This is a genomic window from Nocardia pseudovaccinii NBRC 100343 (assembly GCF_001613225.1).
Lineage (GTDB): Bacteria > Actinomycetota > Actinomycetes > Mycobacteriales > Mycobacteriaceae > Nocardia > Nocardia pseudovaccinii.
On record NZ_BDBY01000137.1, the window covers coordinates 32,501 to 50,694 of the forward strand.

18 protein-coding genes are annotated in these 18,194 nt (G+C 65.7%); 10 read left to right on the forward strand and 8 right to left on the reverse strand.

The features are described 5' to 3' along the window. Nucleotides 1-11: 11 nt before the first annotated feature. The 8 genes from NP3_RS16630 to NP3_RS16665 all read left to right on the forward strand — a co-directional run bounded on the left by NP3_RS16630 (nucleotide 12) and on the right by NP3_RS16665 (nucleotide 7,229). On the forward strand, nucleotides 12-998 hold the full coding sequence (locus NP3_RS16630) for an AAA family ATPase (protein WP_063042315.1): 987 nt from the start codon (nucleotides 12-14) through the stop codon (nucleotides 996-998). Then, entirely contained in the window at nucleotides 982-1,938 is a 957-nt protein-coding gene (locus NP3_RS16635; protein ID WP_063042317.1) for a DUF4129 domain-containing protein, read from the forward strand. Before NP3_RS16630 ends, NP3_RS16635 begins: the two co-directional genes overlap by 17 nt. Further along, nucleotides 1,935-2,420 carry a hypothetical protein gene (locus NP3_RS16640; RefSeq protein WP_063042319.1) on the forward strand — a complete coding sequence of 162 codons (486 nt, stop codon included), beginning with the start codon at nucleotides 1,935-1,937 and terminating at the stop codon, nucleotides 2,418-2,420. The genes NP3_RS16635 and NP3_RS16640 overlap by 4 nt, the downstream gene beginning before the upstream one ends. Further along, nucleotides 2,417-3,703: a DUF58 domain-containing protein gene (locus NP3_RS16645; protein ID WP_063042321.1), complete on the forward strand. Its 1,287-nt coding sequence runs from the start codon at nucleotides 2,417-2,419 to the stop codon at nucleotides 3,701-3,703. The genes NP3_RS16640 and NP3_RS16645 overlap by 4 nt, the downstream gene beginning before the upstream one ends. Next, on the forward strand, nucleotides 3,700-4,080 hold the full coding sequence (locus NP3_RS16650; RefSeq protein WP_063042323.1) for a hypothetical protein: 381 nt from the start codon (nucleotides 3,700-3,702) through the stop codon (nucleotides 4,078-4,080). Before NP3_RS16645 ends, NP3_RS16650 begins: the two co-directional genes overlap by 4 nt. Before the next feature lie 182 nt (nucleotides 4,081-4,262). Then, nucleotides 4,263-5,312 carry a saccharopine dehydrogenase family protein gene (locus NP3_RS16655; RefSeq protein WP_157124355.1) on the forward strand — a complete coding sequence of 350 codons (1,050 nt, stop codon included), beginning with the start codon at nucleotides 4,263-4,265 and terminating at the stop codon, nucleotides 5,310-5,312. A 65-nt stretch (nucleotides 5,313-5,377) separates the two neighbouring features. Then, nucleotides 5,378-6,052, forward strand: coding sequence for a winged helix-turn-helix transcriptional regulator (locus NP3_RS16660; protein ID WP_063042327.1), 675 nt, complete (start codon nucleotides 5,378-5,380; stop codon nucleotides 6,050-6,052). A 370-nt stretch (nucleotides 6,053-6,422) separates the two neighbouring features. After that, nucleotides 6,423-7,229, forward strand: a complete 807-nt coding sequence (locus NP3_RS16665) for an AfsR/SARP family transcriptional regulator (protein WP_063042329.1) — start codon at nucleotides 6,423-6,425, stop codon at nucleotides 7,227-7,229. Nucleotide 7,230: 1 nt separating this feature from the next. On the opposite strand, the gene NP3_RS16670 is transcribed toward NP3_RS16665, so the two are convergent. The 4 genes from NP3_RS16670 to NP3_RS16685 all read right to left on the reverse strand — a co-directional run bounded on the left by NP3_RS16670 (nucleotide 7,231) and on the right by NP3_RS16685 (nucleotide 12,085). Continuing rightward, nucleotides 7,231-7,638 (reverse strand): histone-like nucleoid-structuring protein Lsr2, encoded by a 408-nt coding sequence (locus NP3_RS16670; RefSeq protein WP_063042331.1) that lies wholly within the window; start codon nucleotides 7,636-7,638, stop codon nucleotides 7,231-7,233. A 210-nt stretch (nucleotides 7,639-7,848) separates the two neighbouring features. Further along, complete coding sequence (locus NP3_RS16675; protein ID WP_063042332.1) at nucleotides 7,849-9,624, reverse strand: NAD(P)/FAD-dependent oxidoreductase; 1,776 nt, start codon at nucleotides 9,622-9,624, stop codon at nucleotides 7,849-7,851. Then, nucleotides 9,621-11,081, reverse strand: a complete 1,461-nt coding sequence (locus tag NP3_RS16680) for an FAD-dependent oxidoreductase (protein ID WP_063042334.1) — start codon at nucleotides 11,079-11,081, stop codon at nucleotides 9,621-9,623. The genes NP3_RS16675 and NP3_RS16680 overlap by 4 nt, the downstream gene beginning before the upstream one ends. Further along, nucleotides 11,081-12,085 (reverse strand): AurF N-oxygenase family protein, encoded by a 1,005-nt coding sequence (locus NP3_RS16685; protein WP_063042336.1) that lies wholly within the window; start codon nucleotides 12,083-12,085, stop codon nucleotides 11,081-11,083. The genes NP3_RS16680 and NP3_RS16685 overlap by 1 nt, the downstream gene beginning before the upstream one ends. Before the next feature lie 228 nt (nucleotides 12,086-12,313). Here NP3_RS16685 and NP3_RS16690 point away from each other — a divergent pair, with 228 nt between their 5' ends. Further along, entirely contained in the window at nucleotides 12,314-12,577 is a 264-nt protein-coding gene (locus NP3_RS16690; protein WP_063042338.1) for a helix-turn-helix domain-containing protein, read from the forward strand. A 1-nt stretch (nucleotide 12,578) separates the two neighbouring features. On the opposite strand, the gene NP3_RS16695 is transcribed toward NP3_RS16690, so the two are convergent. From NP3_RS16695 to NP3_RS16710, 4 genes are all read right to left on the reverse strand, one after another. Beyond that, nucleotides 12,579-12,956 carry a PPOX class F420-dependent oxidoreductase gene (locus NP3_RS16695; protein WP_063042340.1) on the reverse strand — a complete coding sequence of 126 codons (378 nt, stop codon included), beginning with the start codon at nucleotides 12,954-12,956 and terminating at the stop codon, nucleotides 12,579-12,581. A gap of 111 nt (nucleotides 12,957-13,067) precedes the next feature. Then, on the reverse strand, nucleotides 13,068-14,234 hold the full coding sequence (locus tag NP3_RS16700) for an epoxide hydrolase family protein (RefSeq protein ID WP_063042342.1): 1,167 nt from the start codon (nucleotides 14,232-14,234) through the stop codon (nucleotides 13,068-13,070). Nucleotides 14,235-14,373: 139 nt separating this feature from the next. Further along, nucleotides 14,374-15,036 carry a response regulator gene (locus NP3_RS16705; RefSeq protein WP_063042344.1) on the reverse strand — a complete coding sequence of 221 codons (663 nt, stop codon included), beginning with the start codon at nucleotides 15,034-15,036 and terminating at the stop codon, nucleotides 14,374-14,376. Further along, nucleotides 15,033-16,886 carry a sensor histidine kinase gene (locus NP3_RS16710; protein ID WP_245720971.1) on the reverse strand — a complete coding sequence of 618 codons (1,854 nt, stop codon included), beginning with the start codon at nucleotides 16,884-16,886 and terminating at the stop codon, nucleotides 15,033-15,035. The genes NP3_RS16705 and NP3_RS16710 overlap by 4 nt, the downstream gene beginning before the upstream one ends. A 233-nt stretch (nucleotides 16,887-17,119) precedes the next feature. Here NP3_RS16710 and NP3_RS16715 point away from each other — a divergent pair, with 233 nt between their 5' ends. Beyond that, nucleotides 17,120-17,677, forward strand: a complete 558-nt coding sequence (locus tag NP3_RS16715; protein ID WP_063042346.1) for a hypothetical protein — start codon at nucleotides 17,120-17,122, stop codon at nucleotides 17,675-17,677. Nucleotides 17,678-18,194: the final 517 nt, after the last annotated feature.

An 18,194-nucleotide genomic window follows, 5' to 3' on the forward strand; every position in this document is an offset into this window, starting at 1 on the left:
ACTCCGACGAAATGGCCTCGTGCGCGGAGCTCGCGCAGTGGGTGCAGGCAGAGGTGAACCGCGTGGTCGTCGGCAAGCCGCAACCGGTGCGGATGGTGCTGGCCGCCATCATGGCCGGCGGGCATGTGCTGATCGACGACCTGCCCGGACTGGGCAAGACACTGCTCGCCCGCTCGTTCGCGACTGTGCTGGGACTCGAGACGAAACGCGTGCAGTTCACGCCGGATCTGCTGCCCGCGGACCTGATGGGCTCGGCGATCTACAACATGAGCACCGGGGGCTTCGACTACCGGCCGGGGCCGATCGTCACAAACCTCCTGATCGCCGACGAGATCAACCGGACGCCCCCCAAGACGCAGTCGGCGTTGCTCGAGGCGATGGCCGAGGGGCAGGTCAGCATCGACGGCACCACCCGCGCGCTGCCCACGCCGTTCATCGTGTTCGCCACCGAGAATCCGATCGAACACGAAGGCACCTATGCGCTACCGGAAGCCCAGCTGGATCGCTTCGCGATCCGCATCGCGCTGGGCTATCTGAGCGCCGGGGATGAGAAGGCCCTGCTACGACGGCGATTGGACCTGACCGCGCACGAACCGGTGGCGCGCCAAGTGCTCGGTGCCGGGCAGCTGCTGCGACTGCGGCGTGCGGTCGACGCCGTCACCGTCCACGACGACATTCTCGAATACATTGTGGCGCTGGTACGCGCCACGCGAACGCACCTGCAGGTGGAGGTGGGTGCCAGCCCGCGCGGCGAACTCGATCTGCTCCAGCTCGCCCGGGCACACGCCTTGCTGCAGGCACGCGATTTCGTGATGCCCGAGGATGTGAAGACACTCGCGGCCGCCGTGCTGGCCCATCGCATCACGCTGCGACCGGAGGTGTGGGTGCGCCGGATCCGCGGGGAGAACATCGTCGCGGATGTGCTCGGCCGAACTCCCGTGCCACGCATCGGCACGTTCGCTCACAACGGTCGGGAGGTCGGTGAGCTTGCCGGATAGCGATTTCGACGGTGGCATCGACCGGCGGATCGCGCGGTCGGTATTCGGGATCGTGGCCGTCGTCGTCACCGTGGTCGCCTTGCACGGCTACCTGCCGGGCGTCGCCGGTCACGCAGCGACGGAATCGCCGAAAGAACGGCAATCCGTGGTGCCGTTGGCCGCGATTGCTGGTGTCTCGGTGTGCATCGTGGTCGTCTCGGTTCTCTCGTTCCTGCGCCGACCGGCGGGCGGGGCAAGGCAGTCGGCCGAACGTGTACTCGGCGACCGGCGCCGCCGCCGGGTATCGGGGCGGGAGCTGCTGATGCTCGCCGTCCTGTTCGCGGTCATGGCTGGACCCGCCGTCGCGGCGAGCTGGTTGATTCTGCGGCCGTCGGCGGACCATCCTGCCCGGCCCGCTGATGCGGGCGCACAGCACGCGGCCGCAGCGACCCCGGCACCGCCGGGCAGCACGCTGATTCCATTGGACGACAACCAATTCCGCGTCCTCGGCATTGCGGCAGCGGCGGCGATACTGGCGGCGGTATCCGCCGTCGGTGCGGTCATGGTGCGGGCCGTCCGTCGCCGCGCCGCAGTAGCCGCCCCGGTGCCCGACACGGCTACCGTGCGGACGGCGCTGGCCCGCGCCGTCTCCGCAGCGGTCCACGAAACCGCTGCGCCCCAACGAGATCCGCGCGCCACGATCATCTCGTGTTATCGCGCGATGGAGGCGGAGTTCGCCGCCGTTCCCGGGTTGTCGCCCGCACTCGCCGACACCCCGTCCGATGTGCTGGCGCGTGCGGTCGAACTCGGCGTCGTCGCGCACCACACCGCTGCCCGCCTGGTCGCCCTGTTCGCCGAGGCCCGCTACAGCGCTCACCCGATGGGTGAGCGGGATCGGATCGAGGCCGCGGCACTGCTGCGCGCCGTGCTGGCCGGACTGAAAGAGGATTCGGCACAATGACCTTCGACCGTGGCGTCTTCGTCGCAGTGCTGGCTGTCGCCGGTGTCGAACTCGCGGCGGTGGCTGTCGACCGGCGCCTGCTCGCTGTCGTGTCGGGGATCGCGCTCGCGACGATCGTCGTGGCCTTCGCTGCACTGTCGATGCGAGCATCAGGCGATGTGGTGACACCGCCGGTGGAATCCCCGGGCATGGAGTCCGTGACGCGCTGGCGCGCACGGACCTCGGTCCTGCTGCAATATGCCGACGGGTCGCGCGGCGAGTGGGACCGGCAGGTCAGACCGCTGCTGGCGCGGGAATTCCTGCTGGCGATCGGATCTCCGGAGCCTGGTGGGAACGCCCTCAGCGAGGCCGGACGGGACTTCTTCGGCCCCGAATTGTGGCGGTGGGTGGACCCGTCCGCGGCCATGGTAACCGCGGACAGCGTCCCCGGTCCGGGGCGCGCCACGCTCGGTGAAATTCTCGAACGGATGACTCGGCTGTGACCGCGGTACGAGATCGCAACCTCGCACCGGTGGGGTCGTCCTACCATCCGACCGCGCTCGCCGTCGCGCTGGCAATCTGTTCGGGACTGGTTCTCGCGCTGGCGGTTTCGCTGACCGAACCGCAGCTGGTCGTCTTCGCGGCGCCGATGCTCGGCATGGTGTCGCTGGGCTGGCGCACGCCCACCGAACAGATCCGGGTCACGGCGGCCGGGGCCGAACCAGGATGCGCCGCGCAGGTGCGGTGTATCGAAACCGACACCGTCGCAGTCCATCTCGTCTTCGCGATCGCGCCACGCGGCAGCGGCGCAGTGCACATTGCACATCCGCTGCATGTCGAGGGACTGGAGATAGAGATCCGAGCACAGACATCCACCTCCATGACACTGCGGGTCACCGCGCGGCGCTGGGGGCGGTATTCGATCCCTGTCGAGTTATTCGCGGTCGTCGGCGGTGGGCTCGTGCGCCTCCGATCCCGGCACCACGTCGCCGAGCTGGTGGTGCACCCGCTGGTAGTCCCGGGCACTGCGCTGGTGTCCGGCACGGCTCGCTCCCGGCGAATCGGACGGCACGACTCCCGATTGCGTGGTTCGGGCCAGGAATTCGCGGGCATTCGCGCCTTCACGCCGGGAGACACACTGCGAGTGGTCAATTGGCCTGCGACCGCACGGCGGGCGAGCCTGCATACCACCGAGCGCTGTCTGCAACTCGCCAATGATGTCGCGGTGCTCTTCGACGAGTCGATGTCCACGACCTGCGCACCTCCCGAAGCCCTGGATCGGACCGTGCGCGCCATCGCCGAACTCACCTGGGCCGCCTTGGGCGGCGGCGACCGGGTCGGGCTGGTATGCACCGGCGCCGGGTCCCGGTGGGTTCCGACGCGCGGCGGGCGGCGCCAGTTCTACGGCCTCGTCGATGCGCTGCTCGATCCCGACGACGGTCCGGCGATCCGGTTCACCGGCAGCGTGCCACCGCCGGCGGCCATGCCCGCCGGTGCGACGATCGTCGCGTTCTCCACGCTGCTGGAGAGCGGATTCGCGTTGTCGCTCATCGAGTTACGCAAGCGCGGCCATCGGGTCGTGGTCGTGGACGTCCTGCCGGACAGCCCGTTCCGTGACGACGGGGATCCGCTGGTGGCGCGCCTGTGGTCGTTCGACCGCGCGGCCCTGCACCGCGCCATGGGCATCGCCGGTGTCGAGGTCCTCGGCTGGGGCGGGTCCGAGCAACTCGCGGAGGTCATCCATGCCCTGCCGCAGCGATTCGAGGCACCGCGGAGGTCACGGTGATCGACGTCGTCGCGCTCGCCGTGACAGGGGTCCTCACGCTCGCGGGTCTGCGCGACGTCCGCTCCGCGTGCGCCGCGGTAGCGGTCGCGGCTGTCACGCTGGTGCTGCTCGACGCCTCCCCCGCGTCGTTCGCAGTCGCCGGTCTCGGCTCCACGGTGTATCTCGTTGGCACACAGATGAAATGGACTCCCGCGTCGATCCGGGAGATCGGTGCGGGTACGGCCGGAGCCGTCGCGTTCAGCGCGATCGCCCTGCTGGCCGATGTCGGGGCCGCGCACCTGCCGTGGATACCTGTCATCGCGCCCGTGGCCGCCCTCGTCGTGATCGTCGTACCTCTGCGCGCAATCCGGTCGGCCACATCTACGCGCGATCGGTGACACGCCCGTTTCCTCGTCTGCGACCCGACCGTCCGGATCAGCGTCGATGCCGCGCGCCCACCTGTCTCGACCTCGTTGCCAAGCCGCTCCCGACATGACATACTTGAAGTATGTAGCCGACCAACGGTCGGTACAAATCAGGCTGGGACGGCTTTCTATCGCGCGAGAGTGAGGAGCGAATGATGATGGGAACTGTGCTCGTTGTCGGCGCGGACGGAGTACTCGGCTCCACTGTCGCAACGACTTTCGCTCAGATCGGATGGCAGGTACTGCGCGGCAGCCGACGCCCGGCCGAAGCTCCGGGTACGGTCCAGATCGACCTCACTCGCCCGGAGACGTTGCACGACACCGCCTTCCGAGCCGACCTGATCGTCAATACCGTCCCCGACCACGACCTCACGGTCGAGCGCTGGGTCCTCGACCATGGCGGCCGAGTCCTCAATCTGGCGACGATTCCGACGAGCGCCGCACGCCGACTGCGCGTGCGCGCGGCCCAGCAACGCGCATACGGCACCGTCGTCCTGAACGCGGGCCTCTCCCCCGGCGTGACGAATCTGGTCATCGCTCATCTGCTCAGCGAGTACCCCGAGGCCGACACGATCGAATTCGTCATGTGCTTGCCCGCCACCGGAATGAGCGGCCGCGCCGGGGTCGCGTTCGTGCACGAGAATCTCACCACCATCGGGCGGCACGGCGTCTACAACCGCCGCTCGCCCCGGCACGACACCGCGTCGATCGACCTTCCCGAACCCATCGGCCGCAAGCGGTGTTTCGGATTCGCGGAGCGGGAACGGGCGTGGCTGCTGGACACCTCGGCCGGACGGGTCGTGCGCACGTACGCGTATCTGGACCGGCACCGCCTGCACAGCACCGTGGTCGCGCTCAATCCGCTGGGCCTGCTGTCCGAGGTTCCGATGGCGCCGTTTCTGGTCGGACGCCGCACCCCGCCCGCCCAGCCGAGCGCCGAACCCATCATGCATTGGATGTCGGTGAAACGCCGCGACATTCGGCTCGCCACCAGGACTGTCGAATGCCGCGGCGGCTATGCCCACGCCGCAGCCGCTGCCGCGGTATTCGGCGAAGAACTCCTGCACCGCGTCGAGGGGGCCGGGTCCACCGGCTGCTTCGGCTTGGAGGAGGTCTTCGCCCTGCGCCAGATGCAGGGGCTGCTCGAGACGGCGGGAATCCAAGTCGTCGACGAGCGATCTTCCGCAGCGCCGCAACGGGCCTGACACCTACTGAAACGGCGCTGAAGCGACCGCCCGCCGGTTTACGGCGGCGTCGCTAGACTGGCTCGGTGGCTCGACGCACCTACAACCAATTCTGTGGTCTCGCAAGAGGTCTCGATATCGTCGGGGAACGCTGGACGTTGCTCATCGTGCGCGAGCTGATGGCCCGGCCGAAGCGCTACATCGATCTCTCGGATGCGCTCGACGGGATCGGCTCGAGCTTGCTCGCGGCGCGCCTGCGGCAACTGGAAGAGGACGCGGTCGTCCGCCACCGGAAACTGCCGCCACCGGCCGCCGCGGTGGTCTACGAACTGACCGAGTCGGGCAACGAGCTGGCCGAGGCGCTGATTCCGTTGGCGCTGTGGGGAATGCGGCGTCTGTTCGCGCCCGGACCCGAGGACGCCTACAAGGCCGAGTGGACGCTGGTCGTCCTTGCCCGGTTCATCGACGCGAGCGCGGTCGACGCGGCCTATACCTACCATTTCCGCCTCGGCGACTCCTCGGCGTTGCTGTCGATCCGGAACGGGAAGGCCGAGGTGACCGCCGGTCCGCTCGCGCCGGTCGATGCGACACTCATCTCCGATTCGGCGACCATCAGCGACCTGAGCGCTGGGCGCCTCGCCCTCGACGAGGCGATCGCCACCGGACGAATCGCCCTCCAGGGCGATGCGGCAGCGCTGGTCGTGCTGCGGGGAATACTGCCGCAGCGCATCCCCGAAAGAATTCGAATTGTTTCCGATTGATATCCGGACAAGTACGCAGATATGACGAATATCCGCGCCGAATCAGCACTTGTCGGACATTTTACCCATCGATTGACACGCACATATCCCGATGATAGCCTAACGATAGTCGACTATAGTGACCTACCGAACACGATCGACGATTATTCGAATCGACGAAGGATCGGCAGTAATAGCAATAGTCGATCGATCACAAAGCAGGACCGGGGGGAGAGCAAAGCGTAGTATTCCGACGGCTCGTTCGAGTCGAGAACTATTCTCAATTTTCGGCATACTCGCCGAAAATCTCACGAACGCCGCGGAACTCGCGCATTGCCCGGGACAGTGTCGTCTACCCGGTGCGGCCCACCGAGACCGGAAAGATGAACATATGTCCAGAATAGAGTTTCGGGTTCTCGGCCCGATACGATCGGTCGTCGACGATGTCGAGGCCACGCTCCCCGGCCGGAAGTTGCAGGCCATCCTCGCGGTCCTCGCGCTGCGCGCCGGTCATGAGGTGCGCCGCGACGAGCTGATCGAAGAGCTCGATCTGCTGGCCTCCACCGGCAACGCCTCGAACACCCTGCACGCACACATGACGCGCCTGCGACGCTGGCTCAACAGCCAAAGCGCCGGCGCCGCAAGCACAATGCTCGAATCAACCCCGTCGGGATACCGGCTCGGCGTCCCCCCTTCGGCGGTCGACGCACACCGGTTCCTCACTCAGGTGGAGCACGCGGTGACCCTGGGTCCCGCCGCCCCGTCCAGCACGGTCACGGTACTCGAGGAAGCCCTGGACCTGTGGCACGATCACGACCTACTCGGTGTGCTGGACGGACCGCTGGCCGCGGCGGCCGCCGATGAACTCCACCGGGCTCGGCGAACCGCCCGTGAATTGCTGCTCGATGCGTGGATCGCGCTCGGCCACGACCACCGGGTGATCGGGAACGCGAAGCGCTTCATCGACGATGACCCGCTCAACGAGCGGATGCGACTACAACTGATCACCGCGCTTCGCCGGGTCGGTCGTCATACCGAGGCCGTCGAGGCGTACAAGCTGGCCGAACGAGTACTGCGCGACGAATTGGGCGTCCGGCCGGGCAGCGGACTACGCACGGCGTTCGAGCATACGCTCGGCGGCCCCGGCCTTGCCCGCGAAGATTTCTACGAGAGTTCGTTGCGCGCATCGGGTTTCTGAACTAGCCGGCCTCGCGTTGGCGCGACAGATCATCCTCGTGCTCGCCACCACCGGACATGAGATGCGCGTCGGCGAACGCGGTGAGAATGCGCACGGGGATTCGCCCGCGGGCCGCCACTCGGTACCCCTGCCCGAGGGCCCATTCCCGGATGATATTCAACTCCTCACGAGAGCGCGTCCCGCATTCGACCGACACCCTCCGCAACCGCCGGTCCTGCCCGTCGTCCGCCCGTTGCGCGGCATGTATCCACTTTCCGAGGTCGTGGCGCAACTTCTCCGCATTGTCCGGTCGTAGCTCGATCCGATAATTCACGCCATCCAAACCGAATGACACGGACTCGACGTTGCCGTCGGAAATGATTCCGCCGTCGTAATCATCGGTTATCTGGACAACAAGCTTCCGAGCCATTGAACTGCTTCTCCTCCCGGGCACGGTAAGAGCCGTCCAATGATCGTGACATAACTTTAAGAACAATAAAAGACGTATTCTGAAGTTCGGCCGAATCAGGTCACCCCGCACCGGCGAAGGCATATTCGCCCCGGTCCATATGTGCTGTACAGGCGAACGGTCCTGACCTCGACGCCCGGCATCGCAGTCAGGACCGCATCCGACACCCGCTCAGGAAGTCAGTTCCCCCGGCCGGATATCTCCACCGACCGTGCGCCAGTCGCGATTCCGAATGAAGAACAGGTCGCGCGTCGCCTGGTAGACCGTCGATCCACTCTGTTCCAGCTGTCCACGGAAGTAGCCGAGCGACATCTTCGCCACGGCGCTGTACCCGCTCGTGAAGTACTGTCCCCGCACGTGGCCGGGACTGAGGTATTTGCCCCAGAACAGGACCTGTGACATCGGCACCAGCGTCAATGACGGTGCTGGGCAACGGGATTCGGGATCGAGCATCTTCCACACCGGCGGAGAGAGCCGACTGTCGCGAATGGCGGCGTAGATGCGCTCACATGCTTCGTCGACGCCGATTTCCTTGTCGCGGTACTCCTGCATCGCGACCGACGCCGCGCGGAACATCTCCGCGCACGGCGGGTAGTCGATGCCCTGGACTCCTCGATACGGTGCCCGCTCCAGCGCATCGAATACCGTTGCGCTCCGGTGTTTGTCGAAGGCGAAGATGGACCCCATGAGGCCGTTGATGCCATACGCCGAGGTGATCGCCCAGACCCGGAACCAGGCATTCCACAACTCGAAGCTGTCGAACGACGAGTAGGAGCAGCTGACGAGGTCGTCGTAGAAGCCGAACGACTTCTTGATCCAGGTCTCCAGATACTCGAACGACTCCACGGCGAAGTCGTCGGTGCGGACCGCGCGGATCAGGCGGTGGCCCAGTGCGTTCAACGCCATGAAGGTCACCGAGAGACCGCTCGAGAACAGCGGATCGATGAAATCCGACGCATGCGGCAGCAGGCACCAGCGCTCGCCGACGATCTTCGTCGATTGGAACTGATTCCGCGTCGACTCTGTGTACGGATGCACGGCGGTGGCGTTGCGCATCTGCTCGGCGAAGGTCGGGAATCTGCGCACCTGACGCCAGAATTCCTGCTCCGCCGACTCGTCGCCCTTCGGATACTGGTTCAGGTCCAGGCTGATTCCGACGCTGCACAGCAGGTTGGTCGAGGTCTTGTGATTGTCGAACGGGATGACCCAGGCCCAGCCGCCTTTGAACAGATGATGCAGCGTTCCCTGCGCGAAGGGACTCGGCATCTTGTGCTCACGGGAAGGAACCAGCCGATCGAACGGCTCGACGCCGACGAAGTGGTTGAAGATTGTGCGGGTGGCCGTCCGATAGCTCGGTTCTTCCACACGCAGGTTCAATCGCTGCCCGAGGATGCTCTTCATCCCACCGGCATCGACGAGGAAGCGGGCACGGAACTCGCCGCGGTCGGCGGTCGACACGGTCACCCCGTCCGCATCGAATTCGACGTCGGTCACATAGGTTCGATTCAGCCCGTCGGCACCGTAGGACAACGCCACCTGATAGGCGTATGCGTCGACGTCCTGGCGGAAGAAGTGCACATCCGGCCCCAGCGGTGCGCCGAAGGTCGGGTTCATCGTGCACTCGGCCGGATTGAACGGCACGCCTTCGGTGTGGTGCGCGAAGCCGAGGTTGCGCTTGACTCCACACGCTGAGCTCACATGCCTGCGCAACGGGCCGTGCGAGGCCAGGTTGCTCAGCTCGGGCACGTCGTATCGCAGTGCGAGCGCGCGCAGGAAGAGGATGGTCTCGGGAACGGTCGATTCGCCGATGGCGAAACGCGGGTGGCCGCCGCCTTCGAGCATGATGACGCGCACTCCGTGTCGCGCGAGAACAGCCGCCAGGGCGGCTCCGCCGATGCCGCCACCGACGATGGCGACATCGTAGACACGACTGTCGTTGGTACTCATACGGTTAACTCCCTTGCTGCTCCGGTCAACTTCCCCGCGTTGTAGTCGTCGATCAGCGCTCGCACGGTCTCTTGAGCGCAGGTCTTGTTGGTTCCGATGAATCCGGTCGGTCCCCGTTTGATCCAGCCGACGACGTAGGTGCCGGTGACGATGCGACGGTGAGCCGGATCCACCACTCGGCCGTGCTCGTTGGGAACGACACCGGCGGCGTGGTCGAACGGGAGTCCCGCGACCGAGCGGCCATGATGGCCGATAGCCGTGAGGATCAGGCCCGCCGAGATCGACTCGACCTGCTCGGCTGCCGTGGGTCCGGTGCGGCGGAACTCGACGTGCGAGATCTGGCCGGTGTGCGTGATACGTGTCGGAGACAGATGGTGGCGCAATACGATTCGGCGCGGCCGGTCACCACGGGATGGCTCACTGCGCGCCGACACCTTGCGCAACAGCTCCACACGCGCATCCGGGCGCTGCTCGCGGGCCAGCTCCTCTGCCGCAACGACGAAGTCGACCTCGGAATTCGATTGCAGACCAATGAGTTCCGCCAATGTGTACACGGCATCGGCCGGTCCGCGCCGCCCGACGACCACCACCTCCTCGACACCGCTGCGCCGTAGCGTGTCCAACGCGTACGGGGAGATCGACGTCGAGGCCAGCCGCTCGGGATCGGTGACCAGGATGCGCGCGACGTCGAGCGCGACATTGCCGTTGCCGATGATGACGACCCGGGGGTGCCACAGGTCGAAGACCCGGTTCTTCAGCGCTGGATGCCCGTTGTACCAGGCCGCGAAATCGGGCGCGGAGGCGACACCGGCCGATGCGCTGCCCGGGATGTCGAGCCGTCGCCCGACCGCGCCGACGGCGTAGACGACCGCGTCGTAGGTTGCGGCCAGATCCGCGTAGGTGCGGTCCCGGCCGATCTCGACGCCACACAGCACACGCACGCGCGGATCGTCGCGGATGCGGTCGAACAGCCGCAGAATCTTCCGCACTTCGCGATGGTCGGGGGCCACGCCGAAACGGGCGAGCCCGTACGGTGCGTCGAGTCGCTCGAACAGATCGACCCGCACGTCCGCAACGGTGAGAAGCTCTTCCGCCGTATACATTCCGGCCGGGCCGGACCCGACGATCGCGACACGCAACGGCGCGTGCCGCGTGCTCACGGTCAACGGTGGTACGAAGGGTGCGAGCAGTGGGCGTGAGCGTGGCTCCCGATAGAACTCCGCGTTCACCGAAAGGAACACCTGTCGGCTGTCGTCGAGTTCGGTGTGCGGTTTGATCGCACCGACCGGACACGCCGCGACACAGGCCCCGCAGTCCACGCAGGCCGCCGGGTCGATGTACAGCATCTCGGCCGTGTGGTAGTCGGCTTCGTCCGGAGTGGGATGAATGCAGTTCACCGGGCACGCGTAGACGCACGAGGCATCGTTGCAGCACGACTCCGTCACCACATGAGACATCAGGCCACGCTGCGAGCGACGCGGTACGGCTCACCCCGGTAGCGCGCGGCAAACCCGTCGATGCGCAGCAGTTTCCAGACCAGCCGGGTGAACGGGTTCATCAGCCCGAGGCCCTCCACCAGCGTGCGTACATCGTCGAAGTAGCTTCGCATCAGCTCACGGGCGTGCGGACCATGCCAGAACGCTTCCCGCATCACGTCTTTCGGAATACCGAACTGCTTGGCGAACGATCGCGGGGGCGTCATGATCTGCCCCGCCAGCCAGCGCATGAACAGCGGGAACAGCAACCCGATCCAGGCCCGCCCGAGCGGTCCCTTCTGCGCCAGCTGCACGCGCAGGAACTGATGCGCGAAGGAGATGTGCCGCGCTTCCTCGGCGACGTGAATCTCCATGGTCCTGACCAGTGCCGGGGGTAGCCGACGGTCACGCCCCTCCCGGATCAGCGCCTTCTGTCGCCGATCGTTGGGGTCCTCACCGGCCACGATCCCGATGAACAGCACCGTATGCCAGTACCCGCCGAGCACACCGACGTATGGCGACAGCATCCGCAGCAGCGGCCGCATACCCGGAACGTCGGCGCCGATCCGATTGATCAGCTCCTGAAACATCTGGATGTGGTTGCACTCTTCGGTGAGCTCGTGCAGGCAATACCGGAACTCCGGCGTCTGGTTCGGCAGCTTGATCGCGTACTGCATGAGGCCCCGTACCAGCATGCTCTCGAACGCCAGCCCCACTTTGAGCGTGTTGGCTTCTCGCCACCGCCCGATCTCGATCTGCCGCGCGAGCGGCAGATCCCGGTACCACTGCGTGCCCCCCAACGGATCCTCCACCGCCGACAGCACCCACCGCGGGTCGTCAGGCTCGATCGTGAACTCCGGTGATTCCCAATCGATATCGAGATATGGATCGAACCTGCGATGCACCGAAGCATTCGACAGGGTGTGCAGCGTGTCCTGATACTCCGCATCGAACACACCGGCATTGATAGAACTCGGTCGCACCATCGAGATGTCCTCCGTCCCGAACAGTCTGCTGCGAATCCCCGATCGCACGACCGAGGAAACCTTCGCCCAGACTGCCCGCCGGCGATGAAATCTCCCTGACGACACCGATGCCGCACTGTGGACGGATTTCAGGGATGCACCGCGCCGCTCGCGGAGTCGCTCGGCAACCTCGCGCACTCGGCCCTGCGGCAGCTTGCGGTATTTAAATACCGTCCATAGTATGAACACATGGTCCGACTTCCGCTGACTCCCGCCCAGGTCGAGGCAGGTCGCCGTCTCGGGGCCCGGCTGCGGGCCGCCCGCGCCGACCGCGATCCGGCTCGGATCGCCCAGGCAGCCGGAATTTCACCGGAGACGCTGCGCAAGATCGAGACCGGGCGGCTGCCGACGCCCGCATTCGGCACGATCGTGTCGTTGGCGGCTGCGCTGGAAATTCCGCTGCAGGAACTCGCCGATACCTGGCGCTCGGCGGGCCTCGCGGAATCGGCCTGACCTACGCCGGTGTAATCGCGATCCCGATGGATCCGTCCGCGCCCTTGAACAGCTTGTGCAGACGGATCAGCACGGTGCCGATGATCCCGTATTTGCGCGAGACGAGATCGCGCACTCGCTGCGTTCCCGCGGCATCCAGCAACTCGGCCTTGCCAGCGACCTGCTCCTCGCTCTTCGGGCGGCCACGAGCGTCGCATATCTGCAGGGTCACCGCCGGATTGCGGCGAATCCGCTTGACCTTCCAGGTCTTCGAATTGGTCCACACCACGATCCGCTCACTGTCCGGAGCCACCCATACGGGGGCGCCGACCGGTGTGCCGTCCTTCTTGTAGGTGGTCAGCAGGGCGAAACTGCTCGTGCTCACTTCGTTCCAAGTCATACCTGAACGGTAGGCCGGGGCGAGGGCCGCGACATCCGTATGCGGACAGACTCGCGCGTACGCCTGACGACGTAATGGGGTGTGAGCCGACGCCCGCCGCATTTGACCTGATCAGCCGCGATAGGTGCGGAAGAACGTACGGATATCGTCCACGAGGAGTTGCGGCTGCTCCAGCGCGGCGAAATGACCGCCCTCGGCGTATTCGCTGAAGTGCTCGATGTACCCCTCCGGATTCATCACCCGACGCATCAGTGGATCGGTATTGAATACCGCCCACCCTTGCGGCACACCCGACGGCGCCACCCAGTCCATGCCGGAATGCGCTGTCTCCCAGAGGAATTGCGCGGCCGAAGCGCCACTGCGGGTGAACCAGTAGATGCTGATATTGGTCAGCAGCAGGTCGCGGTCCACCGCCTCGCCGGTTGCGCGGGACGGATCGGTCCAGACCTGGAACTTCTCCGCGATCCACGCCAGTTGCGCGATCGGCGAATCGGTCAGTGCGTCGGCAATGGCGTTGGGCTGGGTGGACTGCAGGACCAGATAGCCCTTCTGCTGGTTCCACCTGGCCTGCGCGGTCTGGATGGCGGCCAGTTCGTCCTCGGTCAAACCCTCGGGCATCGGCAGCTGCTCGCCCACCAAACCGAGTGAGCCCCGGTCACTGTTCACATGCGTCGCGATGACCCGCTCCGGATGCGTGGCAGCCAGGCGCCCGGTCACACCCGCACCGATATCACCGCCCTGAGCGACGAACTTCTCGTAGCCGAGCCGAGCCATGAGCTCGGCGAAGGCCTCGGTGGTGCGCGCCAGTTCCCATCCGGTCGATGCGAGCGGCGTGGAGAACCCGAAGCCCGGCAGCGACGGAATCACGACATGGAACGCGTCCGCCGGATCCCCACCATGCGCACGCGGATCGGTCAACGGCCCGATCAGCTCGAGGAACTCCACGACCGAACTCGGGTACCCGTGCGTGATCAGCAGCGGCACCGCGTCCGGCTCGGGCGACCGCACATGGAAGAAATGCACTGTCTGCCCATCGATCTCGGTCGTGAACTGGTCATACGCATTGAGCTTGGCCTCCTGCGCCCGCCAATCGAACCCGTCCCGCCAATACTGGGCCAGCTCCCGCAGATAATCCGGCGCAATGCCACGGCCCCAATCGGATTCGGCGCCTGGCACCGAATGAGGCAACCGCGCGCTCGCGAGCCGCGCGCGCAACTCGTCGAGTTCGGCCTGCGGAATGTCGATCCGGAAGGGGCGAATATCTCCTGTGTTCGTCATGTGAACCACTCTCATCCCCATTGCGGAAGATCTACTTCCGCAATACCAGGATTCGACTGAAAATCTCCAGTAGCCTTCGCCATCCATCAATTCCGGCCATCCGGACACCGGCAGCCCAACATAGTGCCGCAGCCATCCCTCAGCTGTGCTGTGCGTCGAGGTGGGTCAGCACCGCAAGGACGCGGCGGTGATTCTCAGGTTCGGGTGCGAGGCCGAGTTTGGCGAAGATGGCGCCGACGTGAGTTTCGACGGTGCGTTCGGTAAGGAACAGTCCGGCGGCAATGGCTCGATTGGATCGGCCCTGTGCCATGAGGGCGAGCACTTCACGTTCACGGAGGGTCAGTGCGTCGATCGGCTGGCGTACCCGATGCGGTCGCGCGAGAATTCGGTCGATCAGAGTGGGGTCGATCGCCGTCCCGCCCCGCGCCACTCGGTGCAAGGCCTCTACGAATTCACCGATATGGGCGACGCGATCCTTGAGAAGGTAGCCCAGACCCGCGGCACCGGACACTAGCAGGGTGTTGAGGTGTTCGGTTTCGATGTATTGCGAGAGCAGCACGACCGCGGTCGACGGATGCTCGGCGCGGATGGTCACGGCGGCCTCGATGCCTTCGACGGTGTGAGTGGGCGGCATCCGGATGTCGATGACAGCGACGTCGGGGACGTGGGCCGCGACGATGTGGAGAAGCGTGTCGGGATCGGCGGCTTGGCCGACGACATCGATCGCCTCGTCCGTGAGCAACCGGGCGATTCCAGCTCTGAGCAATGGAGAGTCCTCGGCCAGAACGACTTTCAGCGTCACGACCTCTCACCTCCCTGCCACGGAAGGGTGACCTCGATGGTGGTCCCCGCATCGGGAGGGCTGTCCAGTTCGAGGTGGCCGTCGAGCGCCGATATCCGGTCGTACAGGCCCGCGAGCCCACCACCCGGTGTGGGCGTCGCGCCGCCTCGGCCGTCGTCCGAGATGATCATTCGGAGCTCGTCGTTGTGTCTGTCGAGACTGATTCGGACGAGCGTGGCGTTGGCGTGCTTCGTCGCGTTGGTGACGGCCTCGGCGGCGGTGTAATACGCGGCCAGTTCGGTGTCGCGGTCGGGCCGACCATCGAGCGTTCCGGTGATCTCGACCGGAACCTGCGAGCGCTCGGCAAGTGAGGTCAGCGCCGCACCGAGGCCTCGTTCGGACAAGACGGGCGGATAGCAGCCGCGGGCCAATTCGCGCAATTCTGCGAGGGCGGAGTCGATTTCGTCGGCGCATTGTGTGAGCAGGCCGCGGCTGATCTGCTCGTCGGCGGCACGCTTCGCCCGGCCGAGCATGATCGATGCGGCGACCAGACGCTGCTGCGCCCCGTCGTGCAGGTCGCGCTCGAACCGGCGCCGCTGTTCATCGCCAGCGGTCACGATGCGCTGGCGCGACCTCCTGACTTCGCCGAGTCGATTGCGCAACTCGTCGTCCATCCGCTGGTGATTCAGCGCGAGCTCGGCGGCGCCGCGCACCGCGGCCAGCAACTCCGACTGTGCCTGCAACGACTCGTCGTGGACGAGAACCCCTGCGGGTGTGCCGTCTCGTTCGAACACCGTGACGGCTCGCCCGACCGCCGTAATCCGCGGATCCCGGCGATTGCCTTCGTGATCGACGTAGCGGCGCTCGTGGTGCGAATAGGTCCACAGTTCAAGGGAGGGGTCGTGCAGTGCCCGCCGCAACGCCGCGACGAACCCCTCGTCGAGCGAGGCGCCGCCGATTTCCACCATCGCGTCGGCGAGGGCGACGCGTGCGACGTGATAGCGCGCGACACCGACCGCGATCGCCAACGGCAGGACAGCGGTTGTCGGATAGCGCAGGTCGAGCAGCCATCCGGTCTGCGATCCGGGGAACCGGATCGCGCTGGCGAGGATCGCGATCGTCACCGGCACGGCGACCAGACAAGCAAGCCCGAGAGGCGCGAATCCAGCTCGATAGGCGGGCGATCGCGTGCGCAACCGGATGAGGACGACGACCACTAGCACGAGTCCGGCCACACCGGCGAGCGCACCCACCACCATCTGCACTATCGCGGCCAGCGCCGGGTTGTGCCGAATCAGCAGGAGATGCACCGATGTCGACCGCGACTCGAGTGCGACGGCGCGGGGGTCGAAGAAGATCCACTCACCGGCGACGCCGACCGTCGCGAGCACCCAGCAGCTGCCGACAAACCAACGTTCCCACCGATAGCGCAGTCGGCCGGACGGAAATCCCAGCATCAGCTGAATCAGGACCGGCAGATACAGATTGGTGAGAATGATCGCCGCGGTGAAGACGGCCGGTTCACCGGAGCGGCGCAGCCCGCCCGCCAACCAGAGCAATCCCGCGGCGACGACGAGTCGGCCGGTCAAATCGGAAGGTCTTCTGCGCCATGCGATCACCCCCGTCCCTACGAACGCCGCGCCTGCGGCGAGGAACAACACCAGTTCAGTGACTTCGAATACCGGAGGATTCGGACCCGCCCCCGCGACAAACGCCTCGCGGGGGCCGAGCAGCAGCGCGCGCGCCGGATCGCGCCGCGCAGGGGTAGACCAGTCGGTCGCCGCCGTTACCGCTCCGATCAACAGCGCCGCCATGCACAGCACCGATATCGAAATCCGACGGCTCATCGAACTGGCCGGACGGCCTGCCATTATCGGCCTCCTCCGCGGTGTGCAGGTATAGCACGAACGAATACGTCCGCACTTTTGATATCGGTGCGAAAGCGAGAATCGATGCAGCCACGGGCATAAATTCCGTACAGGCACGGATCCGAGTTCCCGTGTCCGCACCGACGCGCATCGCCACTCGGGCGACATACGGTTTTCCTGTAATCAACCGCAACTTCCGGAGCTGCTCCGGAAGGAGAATTCGAGGAAACAATCTCATGGCGAACGTATATGTGGACGAGATGAAATGTGTCGACGAATCCGGCTCCGGCATCGACGAGTGGGGTTCGGACGACGTGTATCTGCTGTTGTTCCGTGGCCGGATTCCGACCGGGGCTGCCGTGCAGTCGTCGACGGAGTTCACGGTCACCGGTCCCGGAGGATTCTGGGATGTGATGGACGACGGTGACCGGCGCAGCCGTGACGTTCTGGTAGCGACCTTCGACCCCGCGTCGCTCTATGTCGTCCAGCTCATCGAAAAGGACGATGGGCGGGACGTGGCCGGCGATGTGACGGGCGCGTACCGGACCGGATTGAATCTGGCGTGGACCGCCGCCCTCGCTCGCACCATCGGGCAATCGGCCAGTCAGCGCAGACCCGTTCTCGCCCAGGCGATCTCGGACTCGCTGCGTGCACTGAACGAGGTCTTCATGGAACTCCCGAAAGGCAACGACGACGAGATCGGCCGCCCGCAGGCACTGCCGACGAAACAACCGGCCGTACTGGAGTTCAAGGGGGCAAGTGGCCTGTACCGGACCACTTTCAAGGTCGTGTAGTTCGGCTACAGCACCGGCGCAGACCGCGACGGCCGCTGCTGCCCCTGCCGCGAAAGTGGCAGGGGCAGCAGCGGGCCTCCGCCTCGCGCGCCGGGTCTGGTCAAGTGTGGCCAGGAAAGCGCTCGACGCAGGACGAATAGCCCTGGCCCGACGAGAGAAACCGACGTCCGCCGCAGCTAAGGCGATAGTTATGAGCAATAGGCACCGATGGATTCGCATACGCTGTCTGATTCCACAGCTGGTCACAAGCGCTCATCGAGCCGTGAGTAGAAATTTGTGCCGCATCCGGACACCTCTTGAAAGGAATTACTGGCATGGTTTACGTATTGGCCACCTCGGGGGTCTGAACCAATTCTTCCGGAATAGCTGGTCGCGCTGCCGCCCGGCAACTGCGGCACCAGCCACCTGAGCCTGCTGATCGGATTGCGCCGACACCGAGCCGTACCGCCCGAAATGAACAGCGGACCACTGATAATCCGAAGTGCAATTGTGGGTTGAGGTTCATCCTGAACGGTGG

Coding starts and splice junctions, on each gene's coding strand:
- NP3_RS16700 (WP_063042342.1), bottom strand. CDS start 14,234: ATGACGAACACAGGAGATATTCGCCCCTTCCGGATCGACATTCCGCAG.
- NP3_RS16640 (WP_063042319.1), top strand. CDS start 1,935: ATGACCTTCGACCGTGGCGTCTTCGTCGCAGTGCTGGCTGTCGCCGGT.
- NP3_RS16665 (WP_063042329.1), top strand. CDS start 6,423: ATGTCCAGAATAGAGTTTCGGGTTCTCGGCCCGATACGATCGGTCGTC.
- NP3_RS16670 (WP_063042331.1), bottom strand. CDS start 7,638: ATGGCTCGGAAGCTTGTTGTCCAGATAACCGATGATTACGACGGCGGA.
- NP3_RS16685 (WP_063042336.1), bottom strand. CDS start 12,085: ATGGTGCGACCGAGTTCTATCAATGCCGGTGTGTTCGATGCGGAGTAT.
- NP3_RS16630 (WP_063042315.1), top strand. CDS start 12: ATGGCCTCGTGCGCGGAGCTCGCGCAGTGGGTGCAGGCAGAGGTGAAC.
- NP3_RS16710 (WP_245720971.1), bottom strand. CDS start 16,886: ATGGCAGGCCGTCCGGCCAGTTCGATGAGCCGTCGGATTTCGATATCG.
- NP3_RS16675 (WP_063042332.1), bottom strand. CDS start 9,624: ATGAGTACCAACGACAGTCGTGTCTACGATGTCGCCATCGTCGGTGGC.
- NP3_RS16655 (WP_157124355.1), top strand. CDS start 4,263: ATGATGGGAACTGTGCTCGTTGTCGGCGCGGACGGAGTACTCGGCTCC.
- NP3_RS16695 (WP_063042340.1), bottom strand. CDS start 12,956: ATGACTTGGAACGAAGTGAGCACGAGCAGTTTCGCCCTGCTGACCACC.
- NP3_RS16680 (WP_063042334.1), bottom strand. CDS start 11,081: ATGTCTCATGTGGTGACGGAGTCGTGCTGCAACGATGCCTCGTGCGTC.
- NP3_RS16715 (WP_063042346.1), top strand. CDS start 17,120: ATGGCGAACGTATATGTGGACGAGATGAAATGTGTCGACGAATCCGGC.
- NP3_RS16690 (WP_063042338.1), top strand. CDS start 12,314: ATGGTCCGACTTCCGCTGACTCCCGCCCAGGTCGAGGCAGGTCGCCGT.